The organism is Henriciella mobilis, assembly GCF_003576285.1.
Taxonomy (GTDB): domain Bacteria; phylum Pseudomonadota; class Alphaproteobacteria; order Caulobacterales; family Hyphomonadaceae; genus Henriciella; species Henriciella mobilis.
Window position 1 is genome coordinate 164,759 of record NZ_QWFX01000014.1, and the last position, 14,937, is coordinate 179,695.

Sequence of the window (14,937 nt, forward strand, 5' to 3'; positions counted from 1 at the left end):
TGAGCAAGAGCATGAGCGAAACAGTTTCGAGCCCGGCCGGGCAACCTATCCAGAGCGCGACGGCTCGTCTTGGACAGAGCTTTGGCACGTTCGGATACAGGTCCTTCGTGCTGATGTCCCTGACGCTGGTCTACACCTTCAATTTCATCGACCGGATCCTGATCAGCGTCGTCAGCGTGCCGATCATCAACGAATTCCAGCTCTCGCAATTCCAGTTCGGCCTGCTGTCGGGCATCGGTTTCGCCCTCTTCTACACACTGCTCGGCATCCCGATCGCGAACCTCTCCGAGCGAATGAGCCGCAAGCTGATCATCGGCATCTGCGTCATCCTCTGGTCGCTGGCCACCGTCCTCTGCGGTTTCACGACAGGCTTCGTCACGCTGCTGCTTGCCCGAATGCTTGTCGGCGTCGGCGAAGCGGGCTGCACGCCTCCAGCCAACTCCATGATCAGCGATTATTACGCGCCGGCTGCCCGTCCGACGGCGCTTGGCATTTACGCCATGGGCGTCACGGCCGGCGGCGTCCTTGCCCAGGTCTTCGGCGGCGTCATCCTCGATATATTCACCTGGCGCGAAGCGTTCATCTTTGTCGGCGCGCCGGGGGTCCTTCTCGGGCTCATCTTCCTGCTCACCGTGAAAGAGCCGCCCCGCGGCTACTCCGATCCGCCGGGAACCGAAAAAGTCGAGCGCGCAAGTTTTCGCGACGCCATCAAGGAGATCGTCTCGAAGCGCACCTTCTGGGTCATGACCGCGGGCGCCACCCTGGCCGCCTTTGCAGGCTACGCCCTGGTCGGCCTTCAACCGCAGCATGTCGTCTTCACGCACGGCTACACACCAGCGCAGACGGCGCTCATGTTCATGGCCCCTGTCGGACTCGCCGGCACGCTTGGCGCCTTTCTCGGCGGCTTCCTGACCGAGAAAGCCTCAAGACGTTCAGAGACAGCAGCCACCTGGGTGCCGGGGATCGCCTTCCTGGTCTGCGCCCCGCTTTATGCCTCCGCTTTCCTGGTCGGCGGCAGCACGCTGATGCTGGTCTTGCTGATGGTCGCCAGCGTGCTGCAATATTTCTATCTCGGCGCGCAGTACAACATTGCGCAGGCTGTGGTCAGCCTGCGCGTACGGGCGACGTCGGTCGCCATATTGCTCTTCATCGTCAATCTGATCGGCTATGGCGCCGGCCCGCCGGCCCTTGGTATCGTGGCCGACCTGATGTCCGCGAGCTGGATCGGCGCCAATGACCTGGCCGGCCAGATCACGGCCTCCTGCAGCCTGACCGATGCAAGCCTCTCCGAAGAACTCGTCGCAGCCTGCCGCGACGCGCGCGCCTATGGCGTGAAGTGGGCCTGCGTGGTTGCCACCGGCCTGTTTGCCTTCGCTGGCCTTTTCTTCCTCGCGGCGGGCCGGACCTTCATCCGCGACCTGTACGCCAATCGCCGGGCAATGGCGGCCGTCTAGCGTGTGGGCGGGAGGCGTTGGGGACAGCGTCAGCGCGCCAGCTTACCGGGATGCCTTCACCGCTTCGGCCAGAATCGCCAGGCCCTCATCCAGCACCTCGAACGGAATCGTCAGAGGCATGAGGAAGCGGATGACATTCGCCCGCACACCGCAGGACAGGAGCAGAAGTCCGCGCTCGCGCGCTTCGTGAACGATCCGTTTTGTCCGGTCAGGATCAGGCTGCGAGGCATCGCCGTTATGGATCATTTCCATCGCTGCCATCGCGCCGAGCGAACGGATGTCACCGATCCCCCTGTCCGACTGGCGAAGCGCATTACAGTGACGGATCACCCGGTCTCCGATTTCGACGGCCCGCTCGCAAAGCCCCTCTTCCCGAATGACATCGAGCACAGCGAGGCCTGCCGCACAGCCGAGCGGTGAGCCGCCATAAGTGCCGCCGAGACCGCCGGGCGCGGGGGCGTCCATGATATCTTTCTTGCCGATGACGCCAGAGATCGGGAAACCGCCGGCCATGGCTTTCGCGATCGTCATCAGGTCGGGTTCGATGTCGGCATACTCGGTCGCGAAGACGCGGCCCGTGCGGGCGAAACCGGTCTGGATTTCGTCGCAGATAAGCAAGATGCCATGCTCGTCGCAAATCGCGCGTAGCGTCTGCATGAAAGCGGGGCTTGCCGCGTAAAAGCCACCCTCGCCCTGCACCCGCTCGATGATGATCGCCGCGATCCGGCCGGGCTCGACATCGGCCTTGAACAGGTTTTCGAGCGCCTTCAGCGAGTCCGCCTCGGTGACGCCATGATACGGCACTGGAAACGGCACATGCCAGACATCGGCCGGGAACGGGCCAAAGCCAATCTTGTATGGCGCGACCTTCCCCGTAAGGGCCATCGTCATCATCGTGCGGCCATGAAACCCGCCACCGAACGCGATGACGCCCGGCCGGCCCGTTGCGGCCCGCGCGATCTTCACGGCGTTCTCGACGGCTTCAGCGCCTGTCGTCAGGAAGATGGTCTTCTTCGGTGTGGGGCCGGGTGCCAGTGCCGATAGCTTCTCAGCCAGCTCGATGTAGGGCGCGTAAGGCGTCACCTGGAAGCAGACATGGGAGAAGTTGCCGAGCTGTTCAGCCGCTGCCGCTTGCACCCTGGGATGGTTGTGGCCCGTATTGTTCACGGCGATACCGGACGCAAAATCGATGTAGCGCCGGTCTTCTTCATCCCAGATTTCGGAGTTCAGGGCTCTCTTCGCAAAGACCGGATGCATGCTGCCAATGCCGCGAGGGACGGCGGCTTCACGTGATTTCAGGAGCGTTTCGTTTTTCATGGCGTATCGCCGGGCTCAGCCGCCCAGCCCTCCTAGCAGGATGTATTTGAGTTCAAGATAGTCATCGAGGCCGTGGCTCGAGCCCTCACGGCCGAGGCCGGATTGCTTCACGCCGCCAAAGGGCGCCGCCGCATTCGACAGCGCGCCGTCATTGATGGCGACCATGCCGTATTCGAGCCCTTCCGAAACGCGGAAGGCCCGGCCGAGGTCATTCGTGAAGGCGTAGGCTGCAAGCCCGTAAACGGTGTCGTTCGCCGCTGCGATGACGTCGCTTTCCGTCTCGAAAGAAATCAGCGGCACAACCGGCCCGAAGATTTCTTCGCGGGCGATCTCCATGTCATGACTTACGTTGGAGAGGACTGTCGGCGCGTAGAACAGCTCGCCGGCCTCGTGGCGCGTTCCGCCTTGCACAATGCTGGCCCCGGCTTCAGCCGCGGAATTGACGAGCGCCTCAACCTTTCTCACCGCCTGGCTGTTGATCAGCGGCCCGATCTGCGCGCCCTCTTCCAGGCCGGGCGCGATCTTGAGCGCGGCCACCTTGCTGCGGACAATCCCGGCGAACCGGTCCATGACAGAGGCGTGCACGAAGACACGATTGGCGCAGACACAGGTCTGACCGGCATTGCGAAACTTCGAGGCCATCAGCCCGTCTGCCGCCTTCTCCAGGTCAGCATCTTCGAACACGATGAACGGCGCGTTCCCGCCAAGCTCCATGGAGACCTTTTTGATCGTGCCGGTCGACTGGCGCATCAGAGTGCGGCCGGTATTCGTGGACCCCGTGAAGGTCACTTTCCTGACCCTGTCACTTGTTGTGAGCACTTCACCGATGTCGGCGGGCGCGGTGGTCGGAACAACGTTGAACACGCCAGCCGGCAATCCGGCCCGTTCGCCAAGCGCCGCCATGGCGAGCGCAGAAAGCGGCGTATCCTCTGCGGGCTTGGCAACCATTGTGCAGCCAGCCGCCAGAGCCGCAGCAACCTTTCTCGCCAGCATGGCATTCGGGAAGTTCCAGGGCGTGATCGCGGCGCAGACGCCGACGGGCTGACGGATCACGAGGATACGCTTGTCCGCCGCCGGAGACGGGATTGTCTCTCCATAAATCCGCTTGGCCTCTTCAGCGAACCATTCAAAATAGGACGCACCGTAGAGGATCTCACCGCGCGCTTCGGTCAGGGGTTTGCCGTTTTCTAGCGTCAGGATGCGGGCTAGCCGGTCAGCCTCCTCGACCATGAGGTCGCGCCACTTGCGCAGGATGACCGAGCGCTCGCCTGCCGGTTTTGAAGCCCACTGTGACTGTGCTTCATGCGCTGCGTCGACAGCGGCTTGCGCATCCGCTGCGCTGCAATCGGCAACCCGTGCAATCACATCTCCAGTGGCCGGATCTCTCACATCAAAGACCTGTCCGGTCTCAGCCGGGCGCCATTCGCCCGCGATGAAAGCCTTTGTCGGGCAGTCGAAACCGATGCCTGGCATTTCTGAACCCCTCAACTATCGATGAGGCCAGACTAGCCGCTGGCTTTATGGGCAATAGTACCAGTTGGGCGGTGTTTATTGCGCCAGAACGCGATCGCGATGGCTGTCCAGATGCCGGGCCGGAAAGAGCATGATGACCATGCTTAGCGCCAGGCCGGCGAGCGCTGTATTGATCAGCGTCGACAGGCCCAGACCAGCGCCGAGAATCCAACCCGCGATGAGAGGACCTGAGGCCAGCCCCATCTTCGATATGAACCCGCCAAAAGCCGACGCCCGGCCGGCCTTGTCGAACTCCGCGGTCATGCCGAGAAGATAGGCGACAACGAAGCCCCAGGTGATCCCTGTCCCGCAATTGGCGATCATGTAGGCGGCTGGGCTGGCGCTCCAGTGAAAAACCGCCGTGCCGAAAAGCGTGAGGATCATGGAGGCAAAGAGCAGCCAGAACCGCCCGAATTTCAGGCCGCAGATCATAACGAGTGCCGGCCCCAGCAGGGCGACCCATGTCGCCAGGCCGAGCGCCATTGAGACATATTCGCGCTCAAGACCGTACCCAATTCCAAGACGGATGATATAGGCCAGCAATCCCATGTTCGCGGCCTGGAAGACGAAGATCGCAAGCAATGTCATTATCAGCGGGCGCCACTGCATCGGCGGCGCCTCCTCAGCGCTTTCAGGGTCTCTTGCCGTCGCCGGATGCGCCGACAGAAACGGCAGCATCAGCAGCGTCGCAAGGCTGAAGGCGGCGAGCGAGAGAAAGAGCGCGCTGGTCCCGTAGAGCGGTGCAAGCGGGGGCAGCAACATGACACCAAGCCCTCCAAGTCCGAATTGAACGAAGAGCAGCATACCGAATGTCCGGTCAGACTTGGCCGTGCGCGCGATGAGGGCAAACGCGGTTCCGGTCAGAAGCCCCCCGATGAAGCCATGAACGGCTCTTGCGGCAAACAGCGCCGAAAAACTGTCGATGGCGATCGAACCGAGGTCGATGGCAATCAGGGCGACCAGGCAACTGATGCAGGTCACTCTCCAAGGCATCCTGCGCACAGTTGCTGTTGCCAAAAGCGCGCCGGCCGCTGCGCCATAGATGTTGATAGAACCGATCTGACCAGCTTGGCCTTCGGACAGGCCGAGGCCAGCCACCAGGCCGTCGACAATGGCCGCCATGATGTTGACGTAAAAGAGGCCAGCCGTTGCGAGAAAGGCCAGGATAATGGCCGCCGTCCAGCCATCCGGGTCAACGCGAAGCGAGGCACGTGCATGCGGTATCGAGGTGTCGCTCATGGGCGCCCTCCCTTGCAGAAGTTTGAAATCTTGCCGGTTTCAAGCGCGGCACCCGCCCAGCGATACGCGCCGCCATCGCTGACATAGTAGTAGGTCACACCGTTCGGAATGATCGCGGCGACGAGCCCGCCGAAGCCAGACATGAATGGAATGCGCGTTGGAGAATCGCAGCTCCCATAGGCCTGAATATCGAACGCCCAGAAGCCGTTCCTGTAGAAGAGTGGCGCCTCTGCAGCGGGCAGACCGTCACCCTCTCCCTCCTTCTGAAGGGCCTGTCTGAGCGGCCTTTTCGCGACGACCTGCTCACCGTCGATCTCCCCATCGGCGCCGCCGAGAAATACGAGAAGCTTCGCCAGGTCGCCGCGCTGCATGAACAGGCCCCAGCCGGTGAACGGTTGAGAATCGGCGGACGGCCCGGAACGCCGCGTCTCATCGAGCACTTGCGAGAGACCGAGCCGGCGCCAGAGCGGCTCGACGAGCAGGTCCCTGTAGATATCCGCCTCCGCCCCCTTTTTCGCGCGAAGGAAGGCCTGCATGGCCGTGCCGAGCAGATAGGTGTCGGAGGTGTGATAGACGAATGTCTTGCCCGGCGCTGTCCGGCGCGGGAACTGCCCGCAGGCGAGCGCAAGCTTGCGCGCGTGAGAGGTCGTCACAAAGAATTCCTGGTCGACCGACGCATCTTCATCAGCGTCAGGAGCGGCCGACCCGTAATGCCCCGTCGCCATGTTGAGCGCATCGGCAAAGGTGACATCGTTCCAGGAACCTTGCTCCGCACAAGCGGGCACATAGTCGACAACCAGCGCGTCCATGGCACCCGGATGGAGTTGCTCCAGCCGCATCATGCCGAGGCCGGCAAACATCGATTTCGCGAAGGAATAGGACGGAATGACCAGCTCATCACAAAGCGGCATCGGCCCCGCCCGCGTGCCGCACTCGCTCGCATAGTGATGGCCTTCGACCGTCAGCCCGAAGAGCGTCATGTCTTCGGGATCGACGTCGCCTGCAGCGCCGAATGCGCTCGCGTCTATTCCGGGAAAGTCCCGCGCCAGGTCTTGTATAGCGCGAATAGGAAGCCGGCTGGCCAGCTCCCGCTCATGGCGTTCGACGATGGTGGCGGCGTTTTCGACGTCAGCTGCTTCAAACCCAGCCTCCATGAGCCCCCATGCGTCGAACTGAAAATAGGCGCAGGTCTCGGACGCGACCTGCCAAAAGGCCGGCGAGGTGGAGCCATCACCCAGAATATCGAGAACAATCAGACCATTATGGACGCAATTTGCATTCTTTTCGACAAGCGCAAACGGCAGCACCGCGCGCAGGTCGCCCTGCTGGCCAGGCAAGCTCCAGACACGGCCGGTGGTCATAATCAGGTCCCAGTGAGGATTGCCGGTAAGGACCAGATGACGTTTTGCCGGAATGAGGTGGCCTCGAGACGTGACGAAATCGATGCTTATCTCGGGCAGCTCACGCTGCGGTGCCAATTCATCTGCATAGCCGAAGCGGTCAGCCAGGACGTTTGCCTGCACCGATTGCGCGTCCGGGCTGAGCGTCAGCCTGCCCTGCATGGATTCTGCGGGCTCGCCCGCTTCCGCAACTGGCTCAAATACGCTCATCGGAAGAAGACTGGACGGCGTCCCTTCTCCATCCAGAATTTGATCGAGGGCGGCGCGCGCATCAGCGTCGGAGGGTAAGGGCACCTGCCTGACCGCCCGGATATTGTCGGCCCAGCAGGTGTCGTTGATGGCATTCCCACCGCTTCGCACCCTGACCGCCATCTGGCTCAGCGGCCCGGCGATGTCTCCCGACACACCCGTCAGCGTGACGCCGTCATCCTGACCGTCGCCAACGCTGCCAATCGTCACCCAAGGCTGTCCGCCTGCGGAGAATTCGAGCAGGCAGGCGTCCGATTTCTCGAGTCCATTGGCTGCAAAGTCTGCCGAGACGACCAGTGTCTCTCCAGCTTCGATACTGCCTTGTATTGTTCGGCCCGCCCAAGCGTCGCGGCGAAGGCGGATCGAGTAGTTGCCTGCATACTCCGTCAGCTGGATATCGCCCCGCCCCGGGTCTCCGCGCCAGGCTCCGAGCTCACCGGACTGGAAGGTTTCGTCCAGCAGGGTCTGCGCACCGGCCGCCTGCACGCAGGCGATCACGGCAATCACAAGCACGAGACAGGAGAGGACACGCCGCATCAGGTCTGCTCTCCGAGCAGCGTCCTCAAGGGTTTGAGCCCTTCTTCGTAGCGCCGCCACTTGCCAACCGACGAGGCGTAAAGCGGCTGGCGGACCTGCGCTGCGCTCGCCGTTGCCGAGGGTGATGTGTTTTCGTGGAATGCCAGGCACGCCGGGTCCCAAGCCAGGCCAAGGAAGTCCAGCATGCGTTCGGTCTCAGACCGCAGGTCTGAAACCACCGCCTCATAGTCGATATCAAGGATGCGGCCCGGCAGCAGCGCCCTCCAATGGCGCATCAGCCGGTCCTTCGCATTCATGTAGGCGGCAAGATCATTGAAATCGTAGGAGAATGGATACCCCATCCGGAACAGCGTCTTGTACATCGCGAAGGCATTATCCATCGGATCACGCCGCATATGGATGATCCGGGCATTGGGCAGGGCCTTCGCGATCAGGCCGATATAGAGGTAATTGAGCGGGGCCTTGTCGATCATGTACCGGCACTTTCCCGAGGCCCGCTCTCCGATCCGCTTCAGATAGGCCTGCCCGAGCCGTTCAGGGTCGAGCTTTGCAGCGGCTGGCACAAGGTCTTCTCCTGGAAAGCCCTGCCGGCAAAGCGCTGTCAGCGCCATGGGAAAATCGGTCAGCTCACCGAGGCTCTCGACCTCTGCATGGGCGCTCAGAATACGATCGACAAGCGTGGAGCCACTGCGCGGCAGGCCGAGAATGAAGACCGGCCCTTCCGAAGTGTCCCCTTGTGGACCTTCCTGCAGAAAGTCCGCGTCGAAGACGGTTTCAATCTGCTGCATGCGCTGAACGTCACGCTCAACCTTGTAGGCCATTCCGGCACGGCGCGCGGCCGCCCCGGACTGAAGGGCCGCGAAACTTTCGGCATACCGGCCGAGCGCCTCCAGCTCGTGGGCAAGCGCATAGTTGAGCTGCACACGGCCCAGGCCCTTGGCGCGGCCGGATCCAAGTGCCGCGCGCATGGCGTCGACGTGATTGTCCTCTTCGGTTGGCTTGCGCAGCGTCGCCCGGTTGTACCAGGCATCAAAGTCATCCGGGTCGCGTTCGATGATGGCGTCGAGTTCGCAGGCGGCGTCTTCGAGCCTTCCGAGGGCTACGAGGGCTGACGACAAGGCGAAGCGGAAGGCGGTTTCGTTCGGCCGGAGCGCCACAGCCCGCCGCGCGCATCGCTCGGCGGCGGCAAAATCACCGCATTGAGACCACGCCTCGCTCAGCCGGCTCAGCCATGCGGCATCGTCAGACGCAGCCAATTCCATCTTCTTCAAGGCGTCTTGCGCCTCCAGGATACGCCCAAGATGGATGAGTGCTTCGGCCTTCATCAGGCCAACGAGTGGAGAGCCCGGTGCCAGCTCGTCCGCCTTCTCCAGGCTTGCGTGCATCGCCTCGAAATCAGCCAGCATCTGCGCGAGACGCGCCCTTGCAATCCAGCCGTCCACCTGGTCCGGCGACGATGCCAGCATTGCTTTGATCAGCTCATTGGCCTGGCCCAGCTGCCGCTGCTTGAGGGCCCTGTCTATGGCGGCAAGTGCGCGCTTGTCTGGTTCCGTGAGCATGGCTGAAGGCATGAAGGTTTCCGGCGTAGCGGAGCAAGTCCGCTACGCCGGCCCTGGCTAGAATTTGTAGCGCACCGTAGCACCAATCGTCCTCGGGAGCGCGATCAGTTGCTTGTTCGCGTTCCCGAAGTAACCGAGGCTTGGCGCCGTGCCCATATAGGCTTCTGTGAACACGCCGGTCACACCGTCTTCGTTCGCAATGTTCTTGATCCAGAGCGAGAGGTCGAAGGCATCATTCGACAGTGTCGTCGTGGCGTTCCAGATCGCAAAGCCATCAAGCGGAACATTGAATCTCGGCGATGTCGTTACGGCATTGCGCGTTTCGGACTGGTAGTAGCCATCGACACGCGAGAACCAGGTCCAGTCCGACCCGACCGTTGTGGTGTAGTCGAGCGCCCAGTTGAGAGCGTGCTCCGGCGTGCCCGGAAGCATGGCCCCGTCGAGCGCGATGGGCGCGGCTGGTGCTGGACGGTCCGGCGCATAGAAGTCGCTGGTCAGCTCGGCATTCACATAGGCATAGCCGAGCGAATAGTGCCAATTGTCGCTGAGATAGCCGTCGAGGGAGGCTTCAAGGCCATAGGTCTGGGCCTCCTCGCCGTTCTGGACCACGAAGAAGCCCCAGTTGGTCGTGGAGGTGTTCAGCTGCGGGTCCTGCCAGTCGACCAGGAAGGCGCTGACATCATAGCGGATATCGCCCCGCTGGCCTTTGATCCCGAGCTCGTAATTGGTCACGGAATCCGCGGTGTATATCTGCCAGCGCGGATCTTCCGCGAATGTGCCCGTCAACGGTACAGCATTGGAGCCACCCCGCCGGTACCCCTCGGAAATGGTCGCATAGAGCATGTCATAATCGTTGAAGTCCCAGGAGGCATTTACCTTGAACAGGATGTCGTCCTCGGAGGATTCGAAGAAGGCTTCGGTTGGCTCGGAAAACGAGGCGTATAGCGGCAGGTCGATGAAGGTGTCGTTCTCGGACTCGTTATCGAAGTAGCGTGCACCAACCGTGAGGTCGAAGTCAGGCGTTGCGTGCCAGGTCAGCTCGCCGAAGGCGGCCAGTTCTTCGAAGTTCTCCGTCCGGCGATAGGCGAAATCCTGGTCACCGGTTACCGCAGCGGCCGCTCCCGGCAGGAAGGCATCCCACCAGTTCTTGAAGCCGCGAAGATAGCTTTCCTGCGTCGATTGAAGCTGCTGCTTGCGATAGAAACCGCCGACCACATAGTCGAACGTATCATTGCCATCTGTGACGAGGCGCACTTCCTGGACGAAGGCTTCATCGGCATAGGTGCGCACGGCCGACGCCATTGGGCGCGGATAGTTGTAGTAGAAACCCAGGAAGCCGGCTTGTGCATAGAAGCCGGTATTCTCCGACACGCTGTCGCCGCTGTGGTCGTAGTGCGATGTCGACGAGGTTAGCGTCGCGAACCCGACATCGAATTCAGCTTCGAGCGAGGTTGAATTGACATCCCGGGACGACGGTTCGAGCTGGATCGAGCCGTTCTCATAATCGCCATAGGTGTCACCAAAGCCATCCTCGCCGACGGTGACCTGACGGCGCCCACCGATATCATCCGACTGGCGTGTGTGCACCAGTTTGACCCGGGCCGCAGAGGACGGCTCCCAGAGCAAAGTGGCACGGCCCATCCACTGCTCGACCGTGTCCGCATCCTCTACCGAGCGGTAGGATGCCGCCGGATCAAGCACACCGTTCGGCGCGACAGGAATGCCGTTCGCGTCGAGTTCATAGACGTTCACATAATCGACAAGGCCCGGATAGTCGGTCACGCTGCCCACGAGGCGAACCGCCATCGTGTCGCCGAGCGGGACGTTGAGGACGCCGTCATAGGCGAATCCGATATCCTCGCTGCCTTCGACGGAGGAGAGCGACGCGCTGACATTGCCGCCAAACTCACCGAGCACGGGGTCGCGGGTGATGTACTTGACCGTGCCACCAAGTGAGCCCGATCCATAGAGCGTGCCTTGAGGGCCACGCAGGACTTCAACGCGCTCAATGTCCTTGAGCATGAAGCCGGCGAAAATCGGCGTGTCGTTGACATAAGTGGACACCGACGCGACGGACGAGACCGCATAATCGCCGAGGGCGTTGCCATCGACAGCCAGGCCACGAATCCGGGCCGCGTTGAGCGTACCGGCATTGCGCGCGCCGCGGTCGACCACGGCGACACCTGGAACGGACCGCAGAAGCTCAGCTTCGTCCAGGATATTGGACGCCTCGAGTTCGTCGCCCGATACCGCCGAGATGTTGTATGGAACGTCAGTCAGGGACTCACTGCGCCGGGTGGCCGTCACGGTGACCGTCTTCTGCCGGCTGACCGTTTCCACGGCGGTACCATCGTCGGCATCCTGCGCGGCAGCAGCGAAAAAGGCCGGTGTCGCCAGTGCGGTCCCTGCCAGCAAGGCCGAGAAGATCTGAATCCTGCCGGAATGTCTTGAAACTCTGCTCATGTCTAAATCCCCTCTTTCGTATACTGATGATGATCGTCTGGTTAGTCCTGCCCGCCGCGGCGATTTGCCTGCGGGCGAATGTCATTGGTCCTGGATGGAGACGGCGCGCCTTGCGCCGCTGATGACGCTCGACCCGGAACGGCAAGCGGGCCGAGGCTTGAGAGCGCGTCCTGGCGCTCTGCAACGGAGGCGTGAAATGGAAACGCGACGGTGCTGTCGCGGAAACTCTTCATGACCTGGCCAAGACCGTGCCAGCCACGCTCTCGAACCTGCCGGACCTGCCCGAGATCCAGCTCGAGGGCGATGACATCGCGCCCTGTGCCGGCTTCGTAGATCAGTTCGCCGCCAGGGCCGAACACGACGGAGCGGCCGTTGCCTAGCTTTCCGGCCCCGTTCACAGCCACGATGTAGCTTTGCGAGATCGCTGCATTGGCGCGGGCAATGGATATCTCCACGTCGCGGTCGATCGTATTGGTCAGCGTCGGCGCCAGGATCACCTCTGCCCCCATGGCGCTCAGTGTCCGGATGACCTCCGGGAACCAGATGTCGTAACAGATGACAATCCCGATCCGTCCAACACCTGGAATGTCCACCACTCGATAGGCGGATCCGCATGCAACAGATGCTTCGTAAGGGCGGAACGGGAACATCTTGTCGTACCGGCTGACAATCGCCCCATCCGGCGCGATGACAGGCGTCATATTGAAGACCTTCCCGTCGCGCGCCTCGTAGATCGATCCTGGCACGAGCCAGATATCGAGCTCCCTTGCGAGGGACTGGAAACGCAGTTCGGCCGGCCCGCCCGCCGGTTCGGCTTTCTTGACTGAAGGACCATGCACGATCAACTCGCCGAAAGTGACGAGCTGGACCCATGGGAAGCGTTTGATCACGGCACGGATTTCTTTTTCGACGAGATCGAAATTATCGCTCGCATCAGCGTCGATCTGCAGGGCTGCCAGTCCTAGTCGTCCCATATCCCGTGTCGCCTCGCCTCATCTTCTGCCGGGACACTCACCCGGCTCAGATTCAAGCATGACGGCACGATGACAGATGATTTAGAGCCAGATGCGGCCAATCCTTGCGGCCAGATCGGGTCTGGTCTCCGCCCGCGCCGAGACCGGCCTATTCGTCGGACGGCTCAATGATGACCGCAGTATCGCGCACGATGCGGTCGCTATCGAGCCAGAAAATCTGGTGGTCATCGATCGCGACGTAGAAGCTTAGCGTTTCGCCAAAGGCCCATCGTTCCCACTGCCGAAACCATTTTCCGTCTTCCGTCCACCACCGGCCTTGATCGAAGTCTTCACCGGCTGAGCCGGCCCGCCCCTGCATGGTGCCATCGGGGTTGAGGCGGATGGTGCACGGCTCGCCATAAACCGTGCGATAGTGCAGCGTGAGCCCGCTGAGACGGGCCTGCATGTCTTCGTCCGCGAGAACCTGGAGGTGCCGCTCCTGCTCGCCCTCAGGACCTGTTGTCGCCAGCATTGCGTCGGACAGTGCGGCGATGCCGTCGCGAATACGCTTGGCCGGCAAGCTGGTGACGCCCAGGCGGAAGACGTTGGTCGGCGCCGCACCTGAGGTGTAGTAGTCCTCCACAGGCTCAATCAGCACGCCGCGCGACTGCGCCTGCCGGATCAGCTGGCGTGTCGACAATTCCGAGTCCGCCCGGATCCACAGCGTCGTGCCGCCCCGCACCGGGGCGACCGCGATGGATAGCGGCCGGTAATGATTGAGCGCATCCCGCAGCGCAATCAGCCGCTCTTCGAAAACGGCGCTCAGACGCCGAAGCATGGCGTCATAGTGCCCAAGCGACAAGAAGAATGCCGCCGCACGCTGATTGTTCGGGGACGGACGGCCCGAGGCTATACTGCGAAGGTGCCGGGCAGCGGCGATGAATTCTGGCGGCGCCACCATGAAGCCGAGCCCCACGCCGGGTTCGAGCACTTTCGAAAGGCTTGCCACGTAGACGACCCGGTTGGTCTCATCCATGCCCTTCAGCGCAGGAAGCGGGTCGACGAGATAGTTGAGCTCACACTCGAAATCGTCCTCGATGATGACGAAATCGTCTCTTGATGCCTGCGCCAGCAAGGCCTCACGACGAGCGCGCGAGAGGGTGACCGCCGTGGGTCGCTGCCGGCTTGGCGTTACATGCACAACATCGCATTCCGACAGGCTTTCATCGACAATGAGGCCATCATCATCCACCGGCAGGCTGACCCGCCGGCTGCCGCGCTGCTCGATCAGCGTGCGCATCTCGGGAAGGCCGGGCTCTTCCATACCAACCACGGTTCCCGACGACGCCAGGACGGACATGGCCAGGTGGAGCGCCTGCTGCTCGCCAGCCGTGATGAGGATCTCATCGGGCCTCGCGGCGATGCCGCGCCTGGGCAGCAGTTTGCTGCGGATCTCGTCCACTAGGTAGGGGTCATCGGCCTCACCCGACCCGATCGACCAGGTCGCGACTTCCTGGGCCGCGAGCGCCAGCCGGCTGGCTTCGCGCCACTCCACGATGGGAAAAAGCGACCGGTCGTAGCAGCCTTCCAGGAACGGGTATCGAAACGACTGCCAGTCGGGCGGAAAACTGAACTCCCTGCCCCTCTGGCCGGCCAGGTCTATCTGCCGAATGGCTGCGGCAGCGGTCGTGCTGCGCCGGGGTGAAATCACCTGCATGCCAAGATCGCTCACTGGATGGCCCGCCGAGGCGACAAACACGCCGCTGCGCTGGCGCGACTCCAGGTGCCCATCGGCAATGAGTTTCTGATAGGCAATCAGGGTCGTGTTCCGGGAAACGCCGAGACTGTCCGCAAGCTTTCTGGAGGACGGCAGACGGGTACCGGCCGGCAATATGCCCGAATTGATCGCGCCAACGACCGCGCGCCGTATCTGGTCCTGAAGGGAGAGATCATCGTGCCTGTCCAGCTTGCACAGCGGCGCAAGCGCTTCAGCGTCCATGGTTGCAGGAGCAGGTTGGCGTGACATGATCCCGGGATACACGCTGAGCGGGCGACACGCGTCAACTGCGACTTTCACCCGCCAGAGCAAACCGGGTGGTCCTGTGCGGTGCGGTCAGCCGGGTGAGATGCTGTCTGAAGCATCCCCCAGCTTCCGGCACCCGGCCATTTCGATTTCAGGCGAAATGTGACGGTCAGGGGCCGATTGCCGTGTTTGAGCGCAACCCGTCAGTAGAACAGTTGCGAGGGTGTTGGC

The 14,937-nt window shown here is 62.3% G+C and carries 9 protein-coding genes; 1 reads left to right on the forward strand and 8 read right to left on the reverse strand.

The features are described from left to right. Nucleotides 1-11 precede the first annotated feature (11 nt). Nucleotides 12-1,454: a spinster family MFS transporter gene (locus tag D1223_RS15250; protein WP_119377294.1), complete on the forward strand. Its 1,443-nt coding sequence runs from the start codon at nucleotides 12-14 to the stop codon at nucleotides 1,452-1,454. Nucleotides 1,455-1,496: 42 nt separating this feature from the next. On the opposite strand, the gene gabT is transcribed toward D1223_RS15250, so the two are convergent. The 8 genes from gabT to pdxR all read right to left on the reverse strand — a co-directional run bounded on the left by gabT (nucleotide 1,497) and on the right by pdxR (nucleotide 14,709). Further along, nucleotides 1,497-2,771 carry a 4-aminobutyrate--2-oxoglutarate transaminase gene (gene gabT, locus D1223_RS15255; RefSeq protein WP_119377295.1) on the reverse strand — a complete coding sequence of 425 codons (1,275 nt, stop codon included), beginning with the start codon at nucleotides 2,769-2,771 and terminating at the stop codon, nucleotides 1,497-1,499. A 15-nt stretch (nucleotides 2,772-2,786) separates the two neighbouring features. After that, a complete protein-coding gene (locus D1223_RS15260; RefSeq protein WP_119377296.1) occupies nucleotides 2,787-4,244 on the reverse strand; it encodes an NAD-dependent succinate-semialdehyde dehydrogenase in 1,458 nt (485 codons plus the stop codon). 75 nt (nucleotides 4,245-4,319) lie between these two features. Beyond that, nucleotides 4,320-5,522, reverse strand: coding sequence for an MFS transporter (locus D1223_RS15265; RefSeq protein WP_119377297.1), 1,203 nt, complete (start codon nucleotides 5,520-5,522; stop codon nucleotides 4,320-4,322). Next, nucleotides 5,519-7,708, reverse strand: coding sequence for a serine hydrolase (locus D1223_RS15270; RefSeq protein WP_119377298.1), 2,190 nt, complete (start codon nucleotides 7,706-7,708; stop codon nucleotides 5,519-5,521). Before D1223_RS15270 ends, D1223_RS15265 begins: the two co-directional genes overlap by 4 nt. Continuing rightward, complete coding sequence (locus D1223_RS15275; protein ID WP_119377299.1) at nucleotides 7,708-9,279, reverse strand: tetratricopeptide repeat-containing sulfotransferase family protein; 1,572 nt, start codon at nucleotides 9,277-9,279, stop codon at nucleotides 7,708-7,710. Before D1223_RS15275 ends, D1223_RS15270 begins: the two co-directional genes overlap by 1 nt. A 45-nt stretch (nucleotides 9,280-9,324) precedes the next feature. Next, nucleotides 9,325-11,730, reverse strand: coding sequence for a TonB-dependent receptor (locus D1223_RS15280; RefSeq protein WP_119377300.1), 2,406 nt, complete (start codon nucleotides 11,728-11,730; stop codon nucleotides 9,325-9,327). A 41-nt stretch (nucleotides 11,731-11,771) separates the two neighbouring features. Then, nucleotides 11,772-12,704, reverse strand: a complete 933-nt coding sequence (locus tag D1223_RS15285; RefSeq protein WP_119377301.1) for a carbon-nitrogen hydrolase family protein — start codon at nucleotides 12,702-12,704, stop codon at nucleotides 11,772-11,774. A gap of 148 nt (nucleotides 12,705-12,852) precedes the next feature. After that, nucleotides 12,853-14,709 (reverse strand): MocR-like pyridoxine biosynthesis transcription factor PdxR, encoded by a 1,857-nt coding sequence (pdxR, locus tag D1223_RS15290; protein WP_147372868.1) that lies wholly within the window; start codon nucleotides 14,707-14,709, stop codon nucleotides 12,853-12,855. Nucleotides 14,710-14,937: the final 228 nt, after the last annotated feature.